General features: G+C 62.3%; 12 protein-coding genes and 1 pseudogene. 3 read left to right on the forward strand and 10 right to left on the reverse strand.

The features are described from left to right. Positions 1-7 precede the first annotated feature (7 nt). The 4 genes from HWX08_RS24160 to HWX08_RS24175 form a co-directional block, all read right to left on the reverse strand. A complete protein-coding gene (locus HWX08_RS24160; protein ID WP_069256334.1) occupies positions 8-1,279 on the reverse strand; it encodes an HlyD family secretion protein in 1,272 nt (423 codons plus the stop codon). 164 nt (positions 1,280-1,443) lie between these two features. Next, positions 1,444-1,686 (reverse strand): hypothetical protein, encoded by a 243-nt coding sequence (locus HWX08_RS24165; protein ID WP_069256333.1) that lies wholly within the window; start codon positions 1,684-1,686, stop codon positions 1,444-1,446. A 765-nt stretch (positions 1,687-2,451) separates the two neighbouring features. After that, positions 2,452-4,776 carry a xanthine dehydrogenase family protein molybdopterin-binding subunit gene (locus HWX08_RS24170; RefSeq protein WP_174921308.1) on the reverse strand — a complete coding sequence of 775 codons (2,325 nt, stop codon included), beginning with the start codon at positions 4,774-4,776 and terminating at the stop codon, positions 2,452-2,454. Then, positions 4,773-5,234, reverse strand: a complete 462-nt coding sequence (locus tag HWX08_RS24175) for a (2Fe-2S)-binding protein (RefSeq protein ID WP_069256331.1) — start codon at positions 5,232-5,234, stop codon at positions 4,773-4,775. The genes HWX08_RS24170 and HWX08_RS24175 overlap by 4 nt, the downstream gene beginning before the upstream one ends. A 545-nt stretch (positions 5,235-5,779) precedes the next feature. Between HWX08_RS24175 and HWX08_RS24180 the strand changes: the two genes are divergently transcribed. Continuing rightward, on the forward strand, positions 5,780-6,157 hold the full coding sequence (locus HWX08_RS24180; RefSeq protein WP_174921309.1) for a hypothetical protein: 378 nt from the start codon (positions 5,780-5,782) through the stop codon (positions 6,155-6,157). A gap of 61 nt (positions 6,158-6,218) precedes the next feature. Here the strand turns inward: HWX08_RS24180 and wecB are convergent, their stop codons facing one another. After that, positions 6,219-7,436 (reverse strand): non-hydrolyzing UDP-N-acetylglucosamine 2-epimerase, encoded by a 1,218-nt coding sequence (gene wecB / locus HWX08_RS24185; protein WP_069256329.1) that lies wholly within the window; start codon positions 7,434-7,436, stop codon positions 6,219-6,221. A 1,364-nt stretch (positions 7,437-8,800) separates the two neighbouring features. Between wecB and HWX08_RS24190 the strand changes: the two genes are divergently transcribed. After that, a complete protein-coding gene (locus HWX08_RS24190) occupies positions 8,801-9,895 on the forward strand; it encodes a hypothetical protein (protein WP_174921310.1) in 1,095 nt (364 codons plus the stop codon). A gap of 48 nt (positions 9,896-9,943) precedes the next feature. Continuing rightward, on the forward strand, positions 9,944-11,761 hold the full coding sequence (glmS, locus tag HWX08_RS24195) for a glutamine--fructose-6-phosphate transaminase (isomerizing) (protein ID WP_174921311.1): 1,818 nt from the start codon (positions 9,944-9,946) through the stop codon (positions 11,759-11,761). Between the two features lie 551 nt (positions 11,762-12,312). On the opposite strand, the gene HWX08_RS24200 is transcribed toward glmS, so the two are convergent. The 5 genes and pseudogenes from HWX08_RS24200 to HWX08_RS24220 all read right to left on the reverse strand — a co-directional run bounded on the left by HWX08_RS24200 (position 12,313) and on the right by HWX08_RS24220 (position 20,138). Beyond that, positions 12,313-12,873, reverse strand: coding sequence for an imm11 family protein (locus tag HWX08_RS24200; RefSeq protein ID WP_174921312.1), 561 nt, complete (start codon positions 12,871-12,873; stop codon positions 12,313-12,315). Between the two features lie 44 nt (positions 12,874-12,917). Further along, positions 12,918-13,544 (reverse strand): Imm43 family immunity protein, encoded by a 627-nt coding sequence (locus HWX08_RS24205; RefSeq protein WP_174921313.1) that lies wholly within the window; start codon positions 13,542-13,544, stop codon positions 12,918-12,920. Next, positions 13,544-14,965: pseudogene (locus HWX08_RS24210) on the reverse strand (RHS repeat-associated core domain-containing protein); the annotation flags it as partial. The gene HWX08_RS24205 and the pseudogene HWX08_RS24210, both read right to left, overlap by 1 nt. A gap of 472 nt (positions 14,966-15,437) precedes the next feature. Continuing rightward, positions 15,438-15,863 (reverse strand): NTF2 fold immunity protein, encoded by a 426-nt coding sequence (locus HWX08_RS24215; RefSeq protein ID WP_076605941.1) that lies wholly within the window; start codon positions 15,861-15,863, stop codon positions 15,438-15,440. Positions 15,864-15,875: 12 nt separating this feature from the next. After that, positions 15,876-20,138: an RHS repeat-associated core domain-containing protein gene (locus HWX08_RS24220; protein ID WP_174921315.1), complete on the reverse strand. Its 4,263-nt coding sequence runs from the start codon at positions 20,136-20,138 to the stop codon at positions 15,876-15,878. Positions 20,139-20,150 lie beyond the last annotated feature (12 nt).

Raw genomic sequence — 20,150 nt, forward strand, 5'->3', positions numbered from 1 at the left:
GTGCTCGTCAGAGTTTTCCGGTCAGGCTGTACAGCGGCTCTAGCACCCACTCGTACAGGCGCCTGCGTTCCTGCAGAATGTCCGCCTGCAGCGTCATGCCGGCCTGCAACGGTTGTTTCGCGCCGTACGCGGTCACGTGCTGCGCGTCGAGCGCGACGATCACGCGATAGAAGGTCGCGTCGCGCTGCTCGCCCGGCGTCGCCGCCGGGCCGCCGTCGTTCGCGAGTTCGGTCGCCGACAGCGCCGTGCGCGCGATCGACACGACCCTGGCCTCGTACTGGCCGAATTTCTGGTAAGGGAATGCCTGATAGCGGACCAGCACCGGCTCGCCGACCCGCACGAAGCCGATCGCCGCGCTCGGCACGAACAGGTGCGCCTGCCAGTGCGCGCCGCCCGGCACGACGCTCGCGAGCGGCCGGGACGTATCGACCGACTGGCCGACGTCGGCGATCGCGGCCGTCACGATGCCGGCCTCCGGCGCGGTGACGACGATCCGGCGCTTCGCCTCGCTTTCGATCAGGTTCTGGTCGACGTCGATCACGTTGCGGTCGATCTGCGCGAGCTGGTTCTGCTGCTTGAAGCCGAGCCCCGACAGTTCGTTGCTCGCCTCGGTGAGCGACTGCAGCGTCGATGCGCGATCGCGCAGCAGCCCGTTCAGCTTCGACTGCTGGTCGAGCAAGTCGGCTTCGCGCTGCTGCGCCTGGTCCTTCGAGATGTAATCCTGCGCGAGCAGCCCGCGATAGCGCTTCGCGCCGTCGGCCGCGATCGACGTGCGCAGCCGCTGCGCCGCGAGCTGGTCGTCGATTTGCGCGAGCGCGCCTTTCAGGTTCGCGATCTTCGCGCGCAGCGTGTCGCGCTCGTCCTGTTGCAGGCTGCGCGTCTTGTCCATTTCCGCGAGCAGCGACGCCTTGCGCTGCTGCGCCTGTGCGATCAACGCGGCCTGCGTCGCGCCCTGGGCCGCGCTTTGCAGGTCGGTCGACACCGTATAGAGCGTCTGTCCGCGGCTCACGTGCTGCCCTTCCTTCACGTCGCGTTCGACGACGATGCCCGGCTGCAATGCATACACCTTGACCAGCCCCGAATCCGGCATCACCACCCCGGCGACCGTCGTGCGCCGCGTATACGTGCCGAACGTGAAGAACAGCACCACGCAGGTCGCCATCACCATCGCCACGACCGTCAGCACGGTCGTCGACAGCGGGTGCACCAGCACGATGTCGCCCAGCACGCGCCTACGTTGCGCCTGTGCCGCTTCGGAACGAAAGAGACCGAACTCCATTTTCGCCAACGTATCGCCAAATATCGGAAACGGCGCCCGTCCCGCTTCCACGCGCGGGAACAGCCACAAGCGATCCGGTATACAAAGAAGACCCGTGCATACCGGATCGTCGGTTCCATCATCGGGAAACGCGGCGTCTACCGCGTTGCCTCAACGCGGGCGTCTCAGTACTGCGGGCCGCCGAACAGGCCGTCCAGCAGGTTCACGGCGGCGGTCGTGATCGTCTCGCCGATGTTGTATGCCTGCTTGACCGGCGCGGCGAAAATGCCCAGCGTCAGCGTATTGCCGATGTTCTCGGCGGTGCTGCCGGCCCATTCGATGATGTTGCCCAGCGCGGACGGGATGCCCGGGCCGCTGTAGTAGCCGCCGGAAACTTGTGCGATTTCCTGATGATTCAGTTCTTGCATTGCATTTCTCCAGATTGAGAATGCTAGATAACCCATCTAGCGGGGCATCGAACGACGCCGCAATTGCGACGTTGATCAATACGTTAAATATCTTTAATTTTCGGACGATGCGGTTACATTATTCGAACCCGATTGAATTAACCCGCTCGTCTGAATAACGCGCACAATCCCGCTGAATCGGATGTATCGATCGACCGATTCGTCCTATGTGCGCCGTCTATCGCCACCTGAAAAGCAAACCCTGTCCGCCTGGCGTCCGCGCCCGATGACGCAAGCCATCAGACGTGCGGGCGCCACCGCGCATCGGCGCCGCAACGCCCTGCACGCCACGCAAAACGAGAATGAATATCCGCCCGAGGCTCGACCTGGAATGTTTACGCTTTAATGCCCTTCATCAAAACAACTAAACATCGCGCATGATTGACCGACATCGGAATTTCAAAACAAATGAACTTTTTACAATTCTGAATTCGACGCGCCAATGATCGGTTACTTTCCGGACTCTCTTTGTACGATACCGCACCATGGGGCAAACCCGATGTCCGCGGGCGTTTTATTCTATTTTCATTGAGAATGCCGGGCGTTTATGTCGCGATTGAAATCCGGCAGTTGATTCTGGAAAGCGCGGCCCGGGCGGTCGAATCACGGGCGGAAGCCGTCGAACTGACATGCCCATGCGATGCATGAATGGACGGCGTGCGATGGCGGGATGGCGGGATTGCGCACGCGCCGGGCCGCGCAAACGGCCCGGCGCGCGATGTGTCGTTACCCCGCTTTCGGCTTCGCGAGCTGATCGGCAATCGGCAGGCTGCGAATGCGCGTGCCGGTCGCCGCGAAGATCGCATTGGTCAGCGCCGGCGCGACGGGCGGCAAACCCGGCTCGCCCACGCCGCCGAGCGGCGTCGCATAATCGTCCGGTGCGACGAGATGCACGCGGATTTCGCGCGGCGCTTCGTTCATTCTCAGCACCTGGAAGCCGTTGAAGTTGCTTTGCTCCGGGCGGCCGTCCTTGAACGTGATCTCGCCGTGCAGCGCGATGCCGAGCCCCATCACGACCGCGCCCTCGAGCTGCGAGCGTACGCGCTCCGGATTGACCTGCGGCCCGCAGTCGATCGCGATGTCGACCCGCGGCACCGTGATCTTGCCGTCGGCATCGACCTGCACCTCGCACACCGCCGCCGTATACGACACGAAGCTGCGATGCGCGGCGATTCCGAGCCCGTGCCCCTTCGGCAGCTTGCGGCCCCAGCCGGCGCCGCGCGCGACCGTTTCGACCACGCGCCGCAGCCGCCCGGTATCGATCGGATACAGCGCCGGGTCCTCGCCATAGTTCACGTTCTTCACCGTGATGTGCGGTTCGAATCGCCGCGCGGGCCCGATCAGGTCGAGCAGGAAGTCCTTCGGGTCGCGGCCGGCCGCGTGCGCGAGCTCCGACACGAAGCTCTGGATGCCGAACGCATGCGGAATGTTGTAGACCGAACGGAACCAGCCGATCCGCGTGTGGGCTTCCGCGGCCGGATTCTCGATCCGCACGTTCGGAATCGCGAACGGCAGGTCTGCGATGCCCTGCGCGAGCTCGCCGGGCTGCTCGTGCACGACGCCGGCCCTGAACGTCGACTGGATCGACGGCGCGACCGTGCGATGCTGCCACGCGACCACTTTTCCCGACGCATCGATTCCACCGTCGAACGCCTCGAGCGACACCGCATGGAAATAGTCGTGCGCGATGTCGTCCTCGCGCGTGAACGTCAGCTTGACGGGTGCGCCGACCGCCTTCGAAAGCAGTGCCGCCTCCACCACGTAGTCGGGCTTCGACTTGCGGCCGAAGCCGCCGCCGAGCAACGTCACGTTGACCGTCACGTGCTCCGTCGGCAGCCCGAGTGCTTTCGCGACTTCGTCGCGCGTGGTTTGCGGCGCCTGCGTGCAGGTCCATACTTCGCAGCGCCCGTCGGCCACGCGCGCGACCGCCGCCGGCGGCTCCATCGTCGCGTGCGCGAGATGCGGAATGTAGTACGTCGCGCGCACGCGTTTCGCGGCGCCGGCCAGCGCCGCCGCCGCGTCGCCGTCGTTGCGGATCACGTCGCCCGGCTGCGCGGCGGCCGCTTCGAGCGTCTTGCGATACGCGGCCGAGTCGTAGTTCGCGTTGGGTCCGTGCTTCCAGTCGATCTTCAGTTGCGCGCGCGCCTGGATCGCGGTCCACGTATCGCGCGCGACGACCGCGATGCCGCCGAGCGGCTGGAAACCGGACGGCAGCGGCGTCGGCTCGAGCGGCACGACCTTGACGACGCCAGGCAGCTTCTGCGCCGCCGATGCGTCGAACGATGCCACGGTATCGCCGTACGCCGGCGGTCGCGCGACGACCGCGTACAGCATCCCGTCGAGCCGCGTGTCGATCCCGTAGTGCGCGCGGCCGCCGACGATGTCGCGTCCGTCGATCAGCGCCGTTTCACCCTTGCCGATATAGCGGAATTCGGCTGGCGTTTTCAGCACTACCGTTGCCGGATCCGGCGCGGGCAGCGCGGCCGCTTTCGCCGCCAGTTCGCCGAAGCCGAGCTTGCGTCCGCTCTTCGTGTCGACGACCTCGTGCACCGTCGCCTTGACCTGTCGCACATCGACGCCCCACGCCGCCGCCGCGGCCTGCTCGAGCATCGTGCGCGCGGCCGCGCCCGCGCGGCGCAACGCGGCGAAGCTCTGGCGCAGGCTGCGCGAGCCGTCGGTGTTCTGGTTGCCGTAGCGCGGCTCGTCGCCGACCGCCTGCGCGACCGCCACGCGCGCCCAGTCCGCGCCCAGTTCGTCCGCTACCACGAGCGCGACGCTCGTGCGCACGCCCTGCCCCATCTCGGAGCGGATGCAGGTCACGGTAACGGTGCCGTCCGGTGCGATTGCGACGAACAGATGCGGATCGTCGCGCAACCCGTGCGGCATCCCCGCACCGCCGTACTGCGGATTCGCGCTGACGGGCGGTTGCCCCGGCGTGGCCGCGCGCACGAGCGACGGCACGCCGAACGCGAGCAGCAGCCCGCCGGATGCGAAGCCGAGCAGCAGCGCGCGGCGGCTCTCGTTGTGGACGGAAAGTTCGGGCGCGCTCATGCGGCACCTCCGCGGCGCACGGCCAGTCGGATCGCCGCGCGAATGCGCGTGTAGGTGCCGCAGCGGCAGATGTTGCCGGACATCGCATCGTCGATGTCGGCGTCGGTCGGATGGGGATTCGTCTTCAGCAACGACGCGGCCTGCATGATCTGCCCGGACTGGCAGTAGCCGCACTGCGCGACGTTCAGTTCCTGCCACGCCTGCTGCAGCGGATGGGTCAGGTCCGTCGACAGTCCCTCGATCGTCGTCACGCCCTTGCCGGACGCGGCTGCGACGGGCGTGATGCACGACCGAATCGCGACGCCGTCGAGATGCACGGTGCACGCGCCGCACAGCGCCATGCCGCAGCCGAACTTGGTGCCCGTGTGGCCGAGGACGTCGCGCAGATACCAGAGCAACGGCATGTCGGGATTGCCGTCGAAATGCTGCTCGCTACCGTTGACGGTCAGCGTGATCATCGTTCACCTCCTGGTCGGGGCGCCCGCCTCGCACCACGGGCGCCGGGTGGGGATTCGAACGACAGCGGGTGCGTGCTGCTGCGCCGGCCCGTGCCGTCTCGTGGACTACGCCGCCGGCAGACCCGGCGGTCAATGCGTTGATGCGTTGCAATCGGCGCGCTGGCCGGGGACGGCTGTCGGGCATGCGATCCGGGTTGAAACCGGCACACGCGCCAGCGTCGATTCTGGCCCATGCAAACCGTCACTCAGGCAACACGCCGCTGTCCGAGCTGACAGAATCGTATGCGGAATGGCCCGGGCTCCAACTCTAACCGATGTGCGGCTGGTTTGCGCCGGGCGCGTATCGCGGGACTGATGGGGGGAAACAGGGGAATTTCGGCGGAGAATCGGTAACGCGTGACGGGCATGGCGCGGACGCAACCGATCAATGCAGCGGCCCTGTTGCGATGGGGACGCGAGGCAGCCGCACGCCATCCGCGGGAGATATTGGGCGAGCCCAGGGTTTTAGGACGCAGCGCCTCGACCGGAAGACTCGCGGAAGAATGATGAATGCACCGCTGGATCGCGGCAGTGCCACGCGACAGCATGGGCGCGTCCGCCACGGTCTTCGTGCTGTGCTTGAAGCGATGGATCGCAAGCGCGCCTCACGCATCGGCACGCGCGATGCAAACGGTCCGATCGAACAGGCGATCATCCATGTCGTCGCCTGCTCGACGCAGGACAACACGCCGAATCCGACGACAATGCATGCGTTTCGCATCGATCCTGGGCGCGGGCATCGCGATGCACGCGTGTGTCCGGCATGCAACGCGCGTGGCGGTGCCCGAAGTCACCTGCCGGATGTCGACCCGCGACCTCGTCTTCCGTCTGCGAACCGGCCCGCACACACGAAAGCCGGATATACGCAATCGATTCGCGCATGAAACACCGCCGCCTTCACACGGCGTTGCCGCTCGAAGCGGCCGCTTCACGCCATCGCATTGCTCACGGCGACCTCAACGCCTGCAACCCCAGCGTGAGCGCATTGCGCGGCAGGTCCGACGCCCCCATCGAAAAGCTCGTCGCCCTCGCGGCCCCCGCCGGATTGCGCATCAACGCGTGAACGATCCGCTCGCTCGCATGACCGTCGCCATACGGATTGCTCGCATGCGCCATTTCCCCGTACGCGCTCTCGCTGTCGAACAGCCGCGATGCTTCCCACACGATCCGCTCCTGATCGGTGCCGACGAGCCGCGCGGTGCCCGCCTGAATCGCCTCGGGGCGCTCGGTCGTCTCGCGCGTGACCAGCACCGGTTTGCCGAGCGCCGGCCCTTCTTCCTGAATGCCGCCCGAATCGGTGATGATGAAATGTGCGCGAGACATCAGGAATACGAACGACAGATATTCCTGCGGCTCGATCAGGTAGATGTTCGGCACGCTGCCCAGCCGAGCGCGCGCCGGTTCCCGCACGTTCGGATTCATGTGCAGCGGATAGACGAACTGCGCGTCGGGATAGCGGTTCGCGAGCGTGCACAGCGCGTCGCAGAAATGCTGGAACGGCGCGCCGAAACTTTCGCGACGATGCCCGGTGATCAGCACGACACGCCGCGATGGTTCGAGAAACGGAAACTGTCCGGCGACCTTCTCCGTCAGCGCCGCGGTGCTGTCCAGCATGCGCTTGACCTCGTGCAACGCATCGATCACCGTATTGCCGGTCAGCACGACGGCTCCACCCGGTATGCCCTCGCTGAGCAGGTTGTCGCGCGCCTGCCCGGTCGGCGCGAAATGCCACGACGACACCGCGTCGGTCACGCGGCGGTTCAACTCCTCCGGCCACGGCGACCAAATGTCGCCGCTGCGCAAACCGGCCTCCACGTGTCCGACCGGCAGGTAGCGATAAAACGCCGCGAGACTGACCGCGAGCGTGGTCGTCGTGTCCCCGTGTACCAGCACGACGTCGGGACGCAACTCGTCGAAGACGATGCCGATTGCCTGCAGAATACCGGTCGTTACGTCGGTCAGCGTCTGGCTTTGCCGCATCACGTTGAGATCGTAGTCGGGCTTGATGTCGAACAGCGTCAGCACCTGATCGAGCATTTCGCGGTGCTGCGCGGTCACGCATACCCTGGCGTCGACCCCTGCCTGCGCCTTCAATGCACGCACCAGCGGGGCCATCTTGATGGCCTCCGGCCGAGTCCCGAACACAAGCAAAATCTTTTTCATCGTTATCCTCGTTGAGCCATTTCGCGCTGAATGACCCTGCTCGTGGCGCGAAGCATGTATTCAGGCGGCGCCTCCCGTACTCGCATGCGATCGACACGTTGCGGTGTCGCGCAGCGAGCGCGCCGCCCGGTCCACGTGGTCAACGCCACGCGAATCGTCGTACTACCGGCGTCCCGTTGCACTCGATCAGTCACGTCATGAGTCGTTCCTCGTCTGGCTTGGCTTGGACTGGCTTGGACTGGCTTGGTCTGGTTCGGCTTGGCTTGGCGTTACGTGTGTTCGCTATCGCCCTTCCACTACAGCAATATTCAAACCAGCGGGCCTGCGGCCGTACCCGCTTCACACCGCACGCCGCGAGCATACGCAGTGCGCAACGGAATGTTTCACAACTGCTACGCGTGCCGCATCGCCGGCCTAGTGCGAAACAGCCAACCATTCAGGCAATTGCACGGTGTTTTCGGTGACGTCGTCCGACGAATCTCGACTTCACGGCAGGCTCCATAGCGCATCGAATCTCACGCTTCTGTCGAAGCGCGTTGCGCTTCCTCGATCCGCCACTTTCGTCTGTGCAGCAGGCAACGCAATCGACGACTCGACCGCAGTCACGTACCGGGGATTTATTCGACACGCAACACCGTTCACGTCACACGAGTCGAAGCGTGGGAAATGTTTCGAACGTGTAACGCAAGCCCTGAACGGGGCCGTTACATCGGAGTCCGGTTCATTCAAGGCGTGTGATCAAACGAAACGTAGAACCATCCTGGCGATGCACACGCATCGACCCGCGCGACACGTATCCCCGCACGGCGGTGTACTGCAGAAGCCGCACAGGTTCGGCAGACAATTCGCTCGCCGCATGACACGTGCGGACCGCACCGCCGATCGCGTGCCGGCATTCGCGCCCGCTCGGACTGATTCTTCGGTGAATCAAAATCCATCACCGTCATCCATGCGACGCACCGGCCGCCGCTCCCGCCCGTTGCTGCGCGCGGTAACGCGGCCGATGGCTCGCGCCTTGCTTAATGACTGTGGGATGCGCCCCGATGCATTCGTCCGACAGCGGACGAACGGGGCCCGGTCCACGAAGCCGTGCGGAAGCGCGACGCGTGCGTCAGCAGCGGAAGACAAGCGCTCTGCGTGCCGAACGTGCCGACGTGGCCAGCTGAAGTACGCACTATCCACGCGCCGTGGGCCGGCTCCGATGCCCCGAACCGGCTCGTGAACGCAAAGGATCGATACCAGCCTCTGGTTCACCGGCGCCATGATGAACCGAGCCGCAACATAGCCATGCTCGCCGGACGCGACGCGGCCAACGCCGTACCCGGCGACGATTGAACAGGATCGCCGCGCAGGAGCCCACGATCATGAATCGGCCCGCGCTTTACCCCGCCGCACGTTCGCGCGTTGCGGCCACCGTCGCGCTGTGCCGCCTGTGGCACGTCGCCTGCTGGATCGCTGCGTGCGGCTTCGCGTTACACGCGGGCGCCGCCGAGCTCCGGCTCAACGGGCTGTACCAACGCGCCGACGGTGCGATCACCGTGCGCCTGAACGGCGTCGGCATCGACCCGTATTTCGCGGCGAAGGCGCTGCTCGCCGCGTCCGACGCGCAACTCGACGCGCGCCAGGCCGCACTCGCATGGATTGCGTGGTTGCTGCCGCGCCAGCGTCCCGATGGCGGCTTCGATCGCTTCTGTGTGAAGAACGACCGGTACCGCTCATGCGCGAGCGCGGAAACCGACGACGCGACGATGGCGACGTGGATCGAACTGCTCGCGCGCTTCGCGCCGCCCGATGGCTTGCCCACCGCGTGGGAACTCAGCCTGAACCGCGCCGTCGACCATCTCGACGCATTGCTCGACAGGCCCTCCGGCGTCTATCAGATCTCGTCGTCGCTGCACGTCGCGCTGCTGATGGACAACGTCGAGGTGCACCGCGCGTTCCAGGCGCTCGCGGCGTACTACGCCCGGCGCGCGGACCCCACGCATGCGGACTTGTGGGGCCAGCGTGCCAACCGGCTGGCATCCGCGATCCTGAAGGTGTTCTGGCGCGGCACCGCATCCGGCTTTCTTGCCAGCACGCAGCAGGTCAGCGATGCGAGTTTTTATCCGGCGAAGCTCGCGCAGATTCTCCCGCTCCTGTCCGATATTCAGGTTCCCGAACAATCTGGCGAAGTGATCTACACGCGATGGATGCGAAAGTACGGCAAGCGCTGGCCGCAACTCGCCGACACCGATTACCCGTGGAGCCTGATCGCGCTGGTCGCGCTCAGGATGAACGATTGGGGCACGGTTGCATGCTGGCAGGCGCGATCGGGCCCATACCGGCACGGTGCGCACTGGAACGTACTGGAGGAATCGCTTTATCTGGCATTCGAACGCAGGAAGGCCGCCCCCGTCATACCCGCCCGATGCGGGCTCGCGACGGCAGCGGCGGCGGAAACGGCAACCGCATCGCGCTGACACAACGGTGCGCGCGGTCCATGATGACCAACAGGGAGGTGACGAGTCATGTGTGGCATCGTCGGCGCGGTCGCGCAACGGGACATCGTCCCGATTCTGATTGAAGGTTTGCGTCGCCTCGAATATCGCGGCTACGATTCATGCGGCGTGGCGACGGTCGTCGACGGCCAGGCGCGTCGCGAGCGCAGCGTGTCGCGCGTCGCCGATCTCGATGCGCACGTGCGCACTGCCGGCCTGACCGGCAGCACCGGCATTGCGCATACGCGCTGGGCGACGCATGGCGCGCCGGCAACCTGCAACGCGCATCCGATCTTCTCGCGCGACGAAATCGCGCTCGTGCACAACGGCATCATCGAAAACCACGAAACGTTGCGCAAGCAACTTTCCGCCGCGCACTACGAGTTCGACGGCCAGACCGACACCGAGGTCGTCGCGCACCTGATCCACAGCCAGTATCGCGGCGACCTGCTCGCCGCCGTGCGCGCGGCGACCTCGCAGCTTCATGGCGCGTACGCGATCGCCGTGTTCAGCAAGCACGAGCCGCAACGGCTGATCGGCGCGCGGGCCGGCTCGCCGCTCGTCGTCGGCGTGACGGACGGCGAATGCTTTCTCGCCTCCGACGCGCTTGCGCTCGCCGGCATCACCGATCGCTTCATCTTTCTCGAGGAAGGCGACATCGTCGAGTTGACGCCCGGCGGCGTGCGCGTACTCGATCGCAGCGGCGCTCCGGTCGAACGCGCGGTACAGACCATTTCGTCCGCGCAGGCCGTGGTCGAACTCGGGCCGTACCGGCATTTCATGCAGAAGGAGATTTTCGAGCAACCGCAGGCCGTGGCCGCGACCATTCCGGATGCGGGACTGTTCGATCCGGCCGTGTTCGGGCCCGACGCCGCGCGGGCGTTCGAGCAGATCGACAACGTGCTGATTCTCGCGTGCGGCACGAGCCACTATTCCGGCCTGACTGCGCGCCGCTGGCTCGAAACGATCGCGCGCGTGCCCGCGCAGGTCGAGATCGCGAGCGAGTACCGCTACAGCGACGCGCTCGCGATGCCGAATACGCTGGTGGTCAGCGTGTCGCAATCCGGCGAGACCGCCGACACGCTCGCCGCGCTGAAGTACGCGCAGGCACTCGGCCACGTCGACACGCTGGCGATCTGCAACGTGCCGACCAGCGCGATGATGCGACAGACCGGCCTGCGTTTCCTGACGCGGGCCGGCCCGGAAATCGGCGTCGCGTCGACCAAGGCGTTCACGACGCAGCTCGTCGCGCTGTTCATTCTCGCGGTCACGCTCGGGCGGCTGCGCGGCTACGTCGATGACGCGCAACTCGCGCGCTACACGATGCAATTGCGGCGGCTGCCCGGCGCGCTCGAGGACGTACTCGGGCTCGAGCCGCAGATCGAGCGCTGGGCCGCGGAATTCTCGCAGCACGAGAATGCGCTGTTTCTCGGGCGCGGGCTGCACTACCCGATCGCGCTCGAAGGGGCGCTGAAGCTGAAGGAGATTTCGTATATCCACGCGGAGGCGTATCCGGCGGGCGAGCTGAAGCACGGGCCGCTCGCGCTCGTGACGCACACGATGCCCGTTGCGACGATCGCGCCGAACGATGCGCTGCTGGAGAAGCTGAAGTCGAACATGCAGGAAGTGCGGGCGCGCGGCGGGCAGCTTTACGTGTTCGCCGATGCCGATACGCGGATCGACAACAGCGAAGGCGTGTCGGTGCTGCGGATGCCGGATTACTACGGGTTGTTGTCACCGATCCTGCACGTCGTGCCGTTGCAGTTGCTTGCGTATCACGCGGCGTGTTTGCGGGGGGCGGATATCGACAAGCCGAGGAATCTGGCGAAATCGGTGACGGTCGAGTGATGGGGAGATGGGGAAACCGGGGGGCGGGGGTCGACGCCGGTGATTGTCAGCATCACTCGTAATCGCGCGTCGTCGACGGTCGCTTGCGCAAGCGCTTTCTCCACTTCACGCAGATCCTCGCCGAGGCGGTCCAGTTCGCGCAGTCGCTGCTCAACACCGAGTCGCTCGTCCAACGGAGCGGTCGAACGCCGAGCCACGCGCGCCCCTTCTTGCCAAACAGATCGGTGGCGGGACACCGCTCGTCGTGTAGAACAGATAGGAGCCGCATCGGCTTGATTCGTGTCCCTTGCGACATCGAAATCGATACTGCGCGTTCCAACCTCTCCATTCTGATTCCAGCAACTTCAGTCCGTATGGACGAAGCGCCTCTCGCATTCGCTTCAACTGATCGAGTGACAACGTTGTTGCTCCGCAAAATTCCTTTCGTCGGCCTACCGGCGCATAGAGGCCCAGAAGTCGACCACCCCCAACGTATGATTCTCACAAGTTACTCTCGTGAAATCGAGGCCACCCGGGCCATGCTCTGACCAGTCACCGGGAGTTGCGAAATCCTACTTCTCAGATTGCGAAATGACCTCTCCGAAATCGAACCCTTTTAATTTATTTTGCTCTACAAGCTCTCTAAAACGCTCGGATACAAATACTGTAGCAGGACTTTCTTTTAGGCGAAATATATCAACCCCTTCAACGCGACTCTTCAGAAGAAATATTTTATTAAAAACCGTCGCCCGAGGATAGACTTTGAATTTTGATGCATCCATATCGACAGCATTCTCTATCACCCGGGTTACATGAAATCCGGACATGTCTTTTATCGGGGCTTCGACCTGCAATATCTCCCCGCTGTCACGAAGTACCGGCGCCAATACATCCAGCGCCCTCTCACTAAACATGAGAAATGGGGACAGCATCGCATGAACATCGCTGGTCTTTTTTCTGCGAGAAGTGCCCCACGCAAGCTTAACGGGGTCGTAGTCTCCACCAAAACCTCGCCCGCAAAGAGCGGTTGCTCGTATAGCTACGCTCTTGTCATATGCGATTTCAGCGTCATCGTCGACTTGGACGAGTGGCTGAAATGCCTCATCCTGCCTCAGACCGTATACGTCACTCACGTATTGCCCCACATCCAAATCATAGTGCCAAGATAAATGGCGGCCTACGGTGCCTCACCCCACGGGTCGTACGAATAGTTTTCATCGATCGGCAAAAAATCAATGCCTTTCAATGCGCATCGCTCCACCTCCGATTTAAACCCCTGGCTACATACCAGATCCATTGTTTCGGTACATCTGAAAAGATTGCTATCGCGATCGTCGCGCGGAATGAAGTTTTTGATCCAACTATACATTGGAGTCCCTGGAAACAACTTATTCTCGGCAATCTCTTTTGTTTCCAGATCCCGGTCTTCGGAATAGCTCGACCTTTGTCGATCAAGCAGAGACTCATGATCTGCCGGCAAGAAAATTGAATACGCTTTATTACCTGCCGGTTTTCCGCCCGCAACGATGTCAATGGGGATTGCTCTATACCTAACCCCCAATTTTTCACATGCATTCAAAAACTCTTTTGACACGTAATTCGTTTGCGTTCCGTAGAAATCAAAATCAATTGAAATCGACGGATCTGATAGCGCGAAAATATATTCATGCTTTACATCGACGCCAAATGGATCAGCCACATACATCGGCCACTCCCATTCATCACGGTTCAATTCTCCCGACAGGTATGGAGGGCAGCCTGCGCCTCCAGCGCGATATTTAACAACGAAGAAACGTGCATTCATCAAAGTAACCTTCCCGTTATTGCATCAACCAAATATTTACCGGACTCCAAGCCTTCTCTCGCCATATTTTGAATGCGCCCGACACCGAGCACAAGTTGCGTATCACTGAGACGGCCCGCCAGGAATTGTTGGTTAAGTTTCGTTAGCTCAGTCTCAATGGCCGCAGTGTATTGCCCGTGGTTCGACCAGTGTCCAGGAAGCTCCAGCGTTTGGGCAAGCTTGGAGCTTCCGGGCAGGAATATGCCATTAGACGCACCATCACCGTCGAATCCCATGCCGCGCAACCGGCTGAACATGGCTGCAAAGTCGGGGTGCTTCATGAGTTCTTCAGGAATCAGGTGGTGGTTCGCCATACCATCATGTGGGCGAGCCCCCATATTTTCCCCGAGCTTAGTGGAACACCACCCCATCGGATCGATTCGGGTCAATGGGTTTGATGCGTATGCGTACAAATTGTCGCCGCCCACCAACCCAATCGGATCTTGATTAATAAACCTTCCCACGTCCGGATCATAGAACCGGAACGTGTTGTAGTGTAGCCCCGTACTTTCGTCGGCATACTGACCGGCATAGCGCAGCGGCTGATCCGTCCGCGCGGTCGCGAGCTGACGCTTGCTCGGCTCGACTTTGCCCCACGCCGTGTATTGCCCCGCCCACGCCAGTTCGCCAGCCTCGTCGGTGACCTCTTGCGGCGCCCCTGCCAGATCCGTATGGAAGTGGTAAATCCGCGACGCGCGCTTCGCCGTCTCGATCGCGGCCGCGGCCAGGGCCTCCACGATCACCGCATCGACGCGGGCCGCTGGTGAGTACGGATCATCAGGGCTGTACACATAGCTGCTCACGCCTGTCTCGCGCACTTCCTGCGCGAGGCGCAAGCCTTCCCATACGAACCGTTTCGTCTCGCTGCGCAGTTTCACGCCACGCACGTCGAACGTGGTATCGGTCTTCGAAATACGCCGGCCCAATGAATCGTACTGGAAGCGCGTTTCGACCGCGCCACGCGCGTCCTGCGTGCGCACCGCGATCAGCCGGTCCTGCCCATCGTAAGTGAAGCGCTGCTGCTGGTTGGCTCCGCGAAGCTTCGTCGCCAGATTGCCGAACGGATCGTATTCGAAGCGAATGTCCTGCCACATCCGCAGACGGTTGCCTTCGACGTATCCGCGACTCTTGCCGGGTGCGCCATCGAGCATATTGCCAGCGGCATCCCAAGCGAATTCCTCAAGCTCGCGATCCATGGTGTTCACACGACGTGTCAACTGTCCGGCCGGATCGTAGCTGTACTGCGTGCTGCCACGCAGGCAGTCACTGTTCTCGATCAGTTCGCCCGCCGCGTCGTAGCCGTAGTTACGCCACAACTGCCCGCGTCCTCGACCGAGTGCGGCTGGTTGGGAGCCAGCGGACTGCCAGACTTTTCTGGCCAAGCGTGGTGTGCCGCGGCCCGCATACTGCTCCGAAAGACAGCGCCCACCGGCCTGGCGCGCGAGTTGATGGATCTGACGAAGTACCTCTTCAAAGCGACATACCGGACACTGGACCATCGTGTAGAACAGATGATAGGAACCGCATCGGCTTGATTCGTGTCCCTTGCAATATCGAAATCGATACTATGCGTGCCAACCTTTCCATTCTGATTCCAGCAACTTCAGTCCATATGGACGAAGTGCCTCTCGCATTCACCTCAACTGATCGAGTGACGATGTTGCTGCTCCGCTACCGTGCATAGAGGCCTAGAAACTGACCGCCCCCAACTAACGACTCTCACAAGCCACTCTCGCCAATCCAATTAAAGCGCATCAGATCCGCGCAGACAGTTCCGCATCCAACTTTCACGCATATCAGAATACATGTCAGCCTTAACAACGCCCGACCAGAGCAACAGGTCGAGCGACGTTGTTAGAGAACTGAACGCTGCCATTTATCCTTAAAATTAAGAAATTCTTTTTTCTTCACCATCCATTTACCCGCCTTTTCCTTCATCGTGAATCGGGATAGCGTCAACATTCCCAATGTCTGGCGAATGGTGAAAACCACCTCGCCGTCAGTGGATTCCACGCTGTCTTCGACGTCAGTGCCAGGATCGTATGTCGGAGGATCCGAACAACCCAAGTCAATCAAACGACCTTGGTTTGTTTTTTCTTGGAACGCCCATTTCTCCAAAATGGCCGAAAGATCTTTCCGTGCACGATCATCAATTTCAGAAACATCGCCACCACTTTCCAGCGCACTACGCTTTTTCTTGTAAAAATCCTTTTCCCATTTATTCATTTCCAACATGAATGATCGCAATGCCGATCGCGCTTGTTCAATATTAGCATCCATCATCTTCAACCTTTAATTATTGAAAATATCGCCCATAATCTTTTGCCCATTCTGGAATACGTCATAGATTATCTGTGTAGGCCGAGTGCCGCCATTACCGTAGACAAATTGGATGTCCACATCAGCCGAGCCAGCCCTCTTCACATACGCTGCGACCCGTCCCTCGAAATCCCTGAACAAACCACGGTTGATGCCCGGTAACTGAGGGAAGACACCGTCCTTTCCACCACTCCCGCCGAGAAGTTTTCCTAGAATATGGCCGGCATCGTCAGTTGGATACCCCAATAATCTCGCCCACGCTCGAGACGACGCATTCGTTACGGTTCCGGTGCCGAGGTCCGCAGCCGTGATTGTCGCGGTTGCACGAAGTGGCTGACCGGCGGCCCCCCGGGAAACAGTAGGTGTAACACACCATCCCCACGGATCAATCCATCCGGTTGGATTGGGCGCATACGCGTACAGATTGTCACCACCCAACAATCCGATGGGATCTTGGTTGATGAACCGCCCTACGTCCGGATCATAGTATCGGAACGTGTTGTAGTGGAGGCCCGTGCTGTCGTCGGCATATTGCCCAGCATAGCGCAACGGCTGATCGGTGCGCGCGACCGTCACTTGCCGGCTGCTCGATTCGACCTTACCCCAAGCCGCATATTGCCCGGCCCACGCCAACTCCCCCGCCTCGTCGGTCACTTCGAGCGGCGCTCCCACGAGATCGGTATGGAAGTAGTAGATCCGCGCGGCACGTTTGGCCGTGTCGATTGCTGTTGCAGCCAGCGCCTCTGCAATTACCGCGTCGACGCGCGCCACTGGCGAGTAAGGTGCGTCTGGACTGTACACATAGCTGCTCACACCAGTCTCGCGGACCTCTTGAGCCAGTCGCAACCCCTCCCAAACAAACCATTTCGTCTCGGTGCGTTGCTTCGCGCCGCGCACATCGAAAGTGGTATCGGTTTTCGCGATGCGCCGACCGAGCGGATCGTAGGCAAAATGAGTTTCGACCACGCCACGCACGTCCTGCGTTCGGACCGCAATCAGCCGGTCCTGCCCGTCATACGTGAAGCGCTGCGTCCGGTTCGCCCCGCGAAACTTTGCCGCCAGGTTGCCGAACGCGTCGTATTCAAAGCGCAGGTCCTGCCACATGCGCAGGCGATTGCCTTCGACGTACCCACGACTTCGCCGCTCCGCTTCGTCGAGCAGATTTCCGGCGGCGTCCCAAGCGAATTCCTCCAGCTCCCTATCCATGGTGTTTACACGACGTGTCAGCTGTCCGGCCGGATCGTAGCTGTACTGCGTGCTGCCACGCAGGCAGTCGCTGGTCTCGATCAGTTCGCCCGCCGCGTCGTAGCCGTAGTTACGCCACAACTGCCCGCGTCCTCGACCGAGTGCGTCCGGTTGGAAGCCAGCGGACTGCCAGACTTTTCGGCCAAGCGGGTCGTAGGCAAAACGCTGAGTCAGCCGTCCCTGTGTACGCGTGACCTCACGATGCAAGTCGTCACGCTCGAAGTCACTCACCACTTGATCGCCGCAGCGGATCTGGTGCACGTGCCCAGAGCCGTAACTCAACATCTGTAGCGTCTGATTGTGCGGCAACTCGAGCGCCATCACGTTATCGAGTGCGTCGAGCGCATATTCGACGCTGCCATTCGCACCATGCTCGGCAAGCAGTCGACCGGCCTTGTCGTATTCGAAGCTCACAACGTCCGGCGAGATCCCAAGTGCTATGCCGGCTGACGTCGGCGTCCGCTCTACCCTCACTAACTGATCACCCTTGTTGTACTCGAAGCGCGTGACTTCAGTCGGCGTATGTTGCACCTTCACATTTCCCATCCGGTCACGTTCCAATCGGATGGTTCGAATCGGACGATCTTGCGCCGAACGGCCCTCCGGCGCACCAACAAAGTCTACCGCCAACAATTCACCGGCTTCCCCATACTCAAACCGTCGCTGCACGCCATCCGGACGGGTCTCGGTCAACAGGCGGCCGCCCGCGCTATACGTGAATGTGTAGTGGGCGTGGCCCTGTCGGAGCTCGCGAAGCCGTCCTTGTGCATCGTAGCGATAGCAAAGCCGCCTTCCGGCAGGATCGATCGTCTCGATTAGCTGCCCGCGAGTATTCCGCAGCAACTGCTGGACGTGTCCGCCACGGTCGACGTGTCTAACCATCAATCCTGCCGCATCGTGCTCGAATGTCTCCGCGCTGCCGTCTGGATACCTAATCTGGCGCGGCTCGCCGGTGGGACGCAGATCATACGAGATGCGTTGCCCCAGTGCGTTCTCGCGCGCGAGCGGCAGGCCGAACGCATCGAAAATCGTCCGCGTGGTTTTGCCGGAACAGTCCGTGTAGCCGACCAGCTCGCCGAGGCCGTTCCACTCCAGCGTCGAGCGACCGCCACGCGCGTCAACGTGCGCGATCGGCAGCGCGGTCAACCCTTTCGGGTACTCGTAGCGATTTTCCCGACCAAGCGGATCCTGACTCAACAGCAGCCGGCCCTGCGGATCGTATTCCGCGCGCCAGGTGCCGCCGTCGGCCCCGACAATCTCCACGGGCCGCATGCTGTTGCCGTCATAGCGAGTGCGAGTCGTGCGACCGAGCGGATCCGTCTCGGCGACGATCCGGCCTGCGTCGTCGTACTCGAACTCGACCGTGCGCTCACCCGGCAGCATCAGCATCACCGGCATGCCAGCGTCGTTGTACTTGATCCGGTAGAGTCCCCCGTCGAAGTCGGTGTACTCGACAATCTGAAACTGTGCGTCGAAGCGCCAGTGCGCGGTGCGGCCATCGGCATACCGAACGCGAGTTTGACGGCCTTCGATGTCGTATTCGAGCGTTGCGTCCTCGCCTTCGCTGGTACGCGTCGCGACAACCCGCGGCTGCCCTTCTATCCTCGACCACACGTAACTCGACGTGAAACCCAGTGCGTTCACATGACTCGCCATCAGGCCATTGGTATATGCGAACTGGCGCACGACCGCCCCATTTGCATCCGTCACCGACGCCAGCTGACCGTTCTCATCGTATCCGTAAGCGACGGCCAGCCGGCGCTCGTTGCCATGAACGAGCGTGACCGCGCTAAGCCGTCCGTGTTCCTGCTCGTAATCGAGCACGGCGTTCAATCCGCCGCACGTCAGAATCTCGCTGACGCGGCCGCGGCTATCGCGCTCGAACTGGCACCACTGCCCCGCCTGATCCTCGATGCGGCGCACCCATGCGATGCGGCCGGAGTCCGGCTCGTATCGGCCGAAGTCGTAATACGTCTCGCCAATGTCATGCAGGATGTAACGTCCATCCGGCGTACAGGTCAGGTATTGCTGCTCGGCTTCGCTGAATGCAGCTTGCCCAGATCTCAGCAGCGGAAACCCACTCTCGCGTCCTTGCGCGTCGGTAAACCAGAGGCGCCCGTCACGCGCATGCAAACGACGCTCCCACGGAAGCACCCAACCGCGGCCGAGCGTTCCCGCATAGTCAATACTGCTTGAATAAAATCGTTCGACCGAAACCGGCATCGGGCTCGGGATCACAAAGTCGGTTTCTGATTCGGCCTGCAGGATCTTCCGCCCGGTCGTCACGTCGACCGGGTTGCCAAACATCCCGCCTATCGCCTTGTTGATCGCAGGGCCGGCGACGTAGCGCCCAAAGGCTTCTCCAAGGACGAACCCGCCGATGAATTTTGCGGCGCACGGTAGAACTGCGCGCGAGAGCCCGCCGGCTGCCTTCAAGAGTCCGCCAAGCCCACCGACCAGCCCCGCCAGCGCAAACGCCCAGTCGGTCGCGGTCCGCAGCCACGGCGGCACCTCGTCATCGACCGGCAGGTAAGTCTGCGTGCCACCGTGAAAGAACGTGTCGTGAGAGCCATCGGCGATCGTCGCGCCGCAGGTAATCTTGTCGTCCTTCCGCGCTGCGGGCCGCCCGTTGATGAAAATGTTCGTCGATCCTTGCGCGACAAGCGGGATGGGATTGTGCTTGCTGCAAGCCACGCCACTCAGCGTCGCATAGGCCGCCGACAGGGAGTTGACGTAGACGTCCGGTGAACCGGTAACGATGTTGCCGGATTGCGAGCTGAACATCTTCCCGATCGACTCCCCTATTGACAGGAGAGCCTGCGCTCCGATACCGGCCATCATGCCCGCCAGCAACGCAACGCCGAATCCGCATGTGAATGTGGCAAAGGCGACTGCGGCGATCAGGGCGATGCCCAGCACGGCGCCGACCAGAAAGCCCGCAAGCGCGCTGGTGTGATCGATCGGGTCAGTGACTCGTGCGGCTTCGTACACGATGATTGTCCT

The organism is Burkholderia metallica, assembly GCF_902832845.1.
Lineage (GTDB): Bacteria > Pseudomonadota > Gammaproteobacteria > Burkholderiales > Burkholderiaceae > Burkholderia > Burkholderia metallica.

What these genes read in the sequence shown, in the direction of transcription:
- glmS (WP_174921311.1), top strand. Translation starts at nt 9,944, where the DNA reads ATGTGTGGCATCGTCGGCGCGGTCGCGCAACGGGACATCGTCCCGATT.
- HWX08_RS24215 (WP_076605941.1), bottom strand. Translation starts at nt 15,863, where the DNA reads ATGGATGCTAATATTGAACAAGCGCGATCGGCATTGCGATCATTCATG.
- HWX08_RS24180 (WP_174921309.1), top strand. Translation starts at nt 5,780, where the DNA reads ATGAATGCACCGCTGGATCGCGGCAGTGCCACGCGACAGCATGGGCGC.
- HWX08_RS24165 (WP_069256333.1), bottom strand. Translation starts at nt 1,686, where the DNA reads ATGCAAGAACTGAATCATCAGGAAATCGCACAAGTTTCCGGCGGCTAC.
- HWX08_RS24205 (WP_174921313.1), bottom strand. Translation starts at nt 13,544, where the DNA reads ATGAATGCACGTTTCTTCGTTGTTAAATATCGCGCTGGAGGCGCAGGC.
- HWX08_RS24160 (WP_069256334.1), bottom strand. Translation starts at nt 1,279, where the DNA reads ATGGAGTTCGGTCTCTTTCGTTCCGAAGCGGCACAGGCGCAACGTAGG.
- HWX08_RS24170 (WP_174921308.1), bottom strand. Translation starts at nt 4,776, where the DNA reads ATGAGCGCGCCCGAACTTTCCGTCCACAACGAGAGCCGCCGCGCGCTG.
- wecB (WP_069256329.1), bottom strand. Translation starts at nt 7,436, where the DNA reads ATGAAAAAGATTTTGCTTGTGTTCGGGACTCGGCCGGAGGCCATCAAG.
- HWX08_RS24175 (WP_069256331.1), bottom strand. Translation starts at nt 5,234, where the DNA reads ATGATCACGCTGACCGTCAACGGTAGCGAGCAGCATTTCGACGGCAAT.
- HWX08_RS24190 (WP_174921310.1), top strand. Translation starts at nt 8,801, where the DNA reads ATGAATCGGCCCGCGCTTTACCCCGCCGCACGTTCGCGCGTTGCGGCC.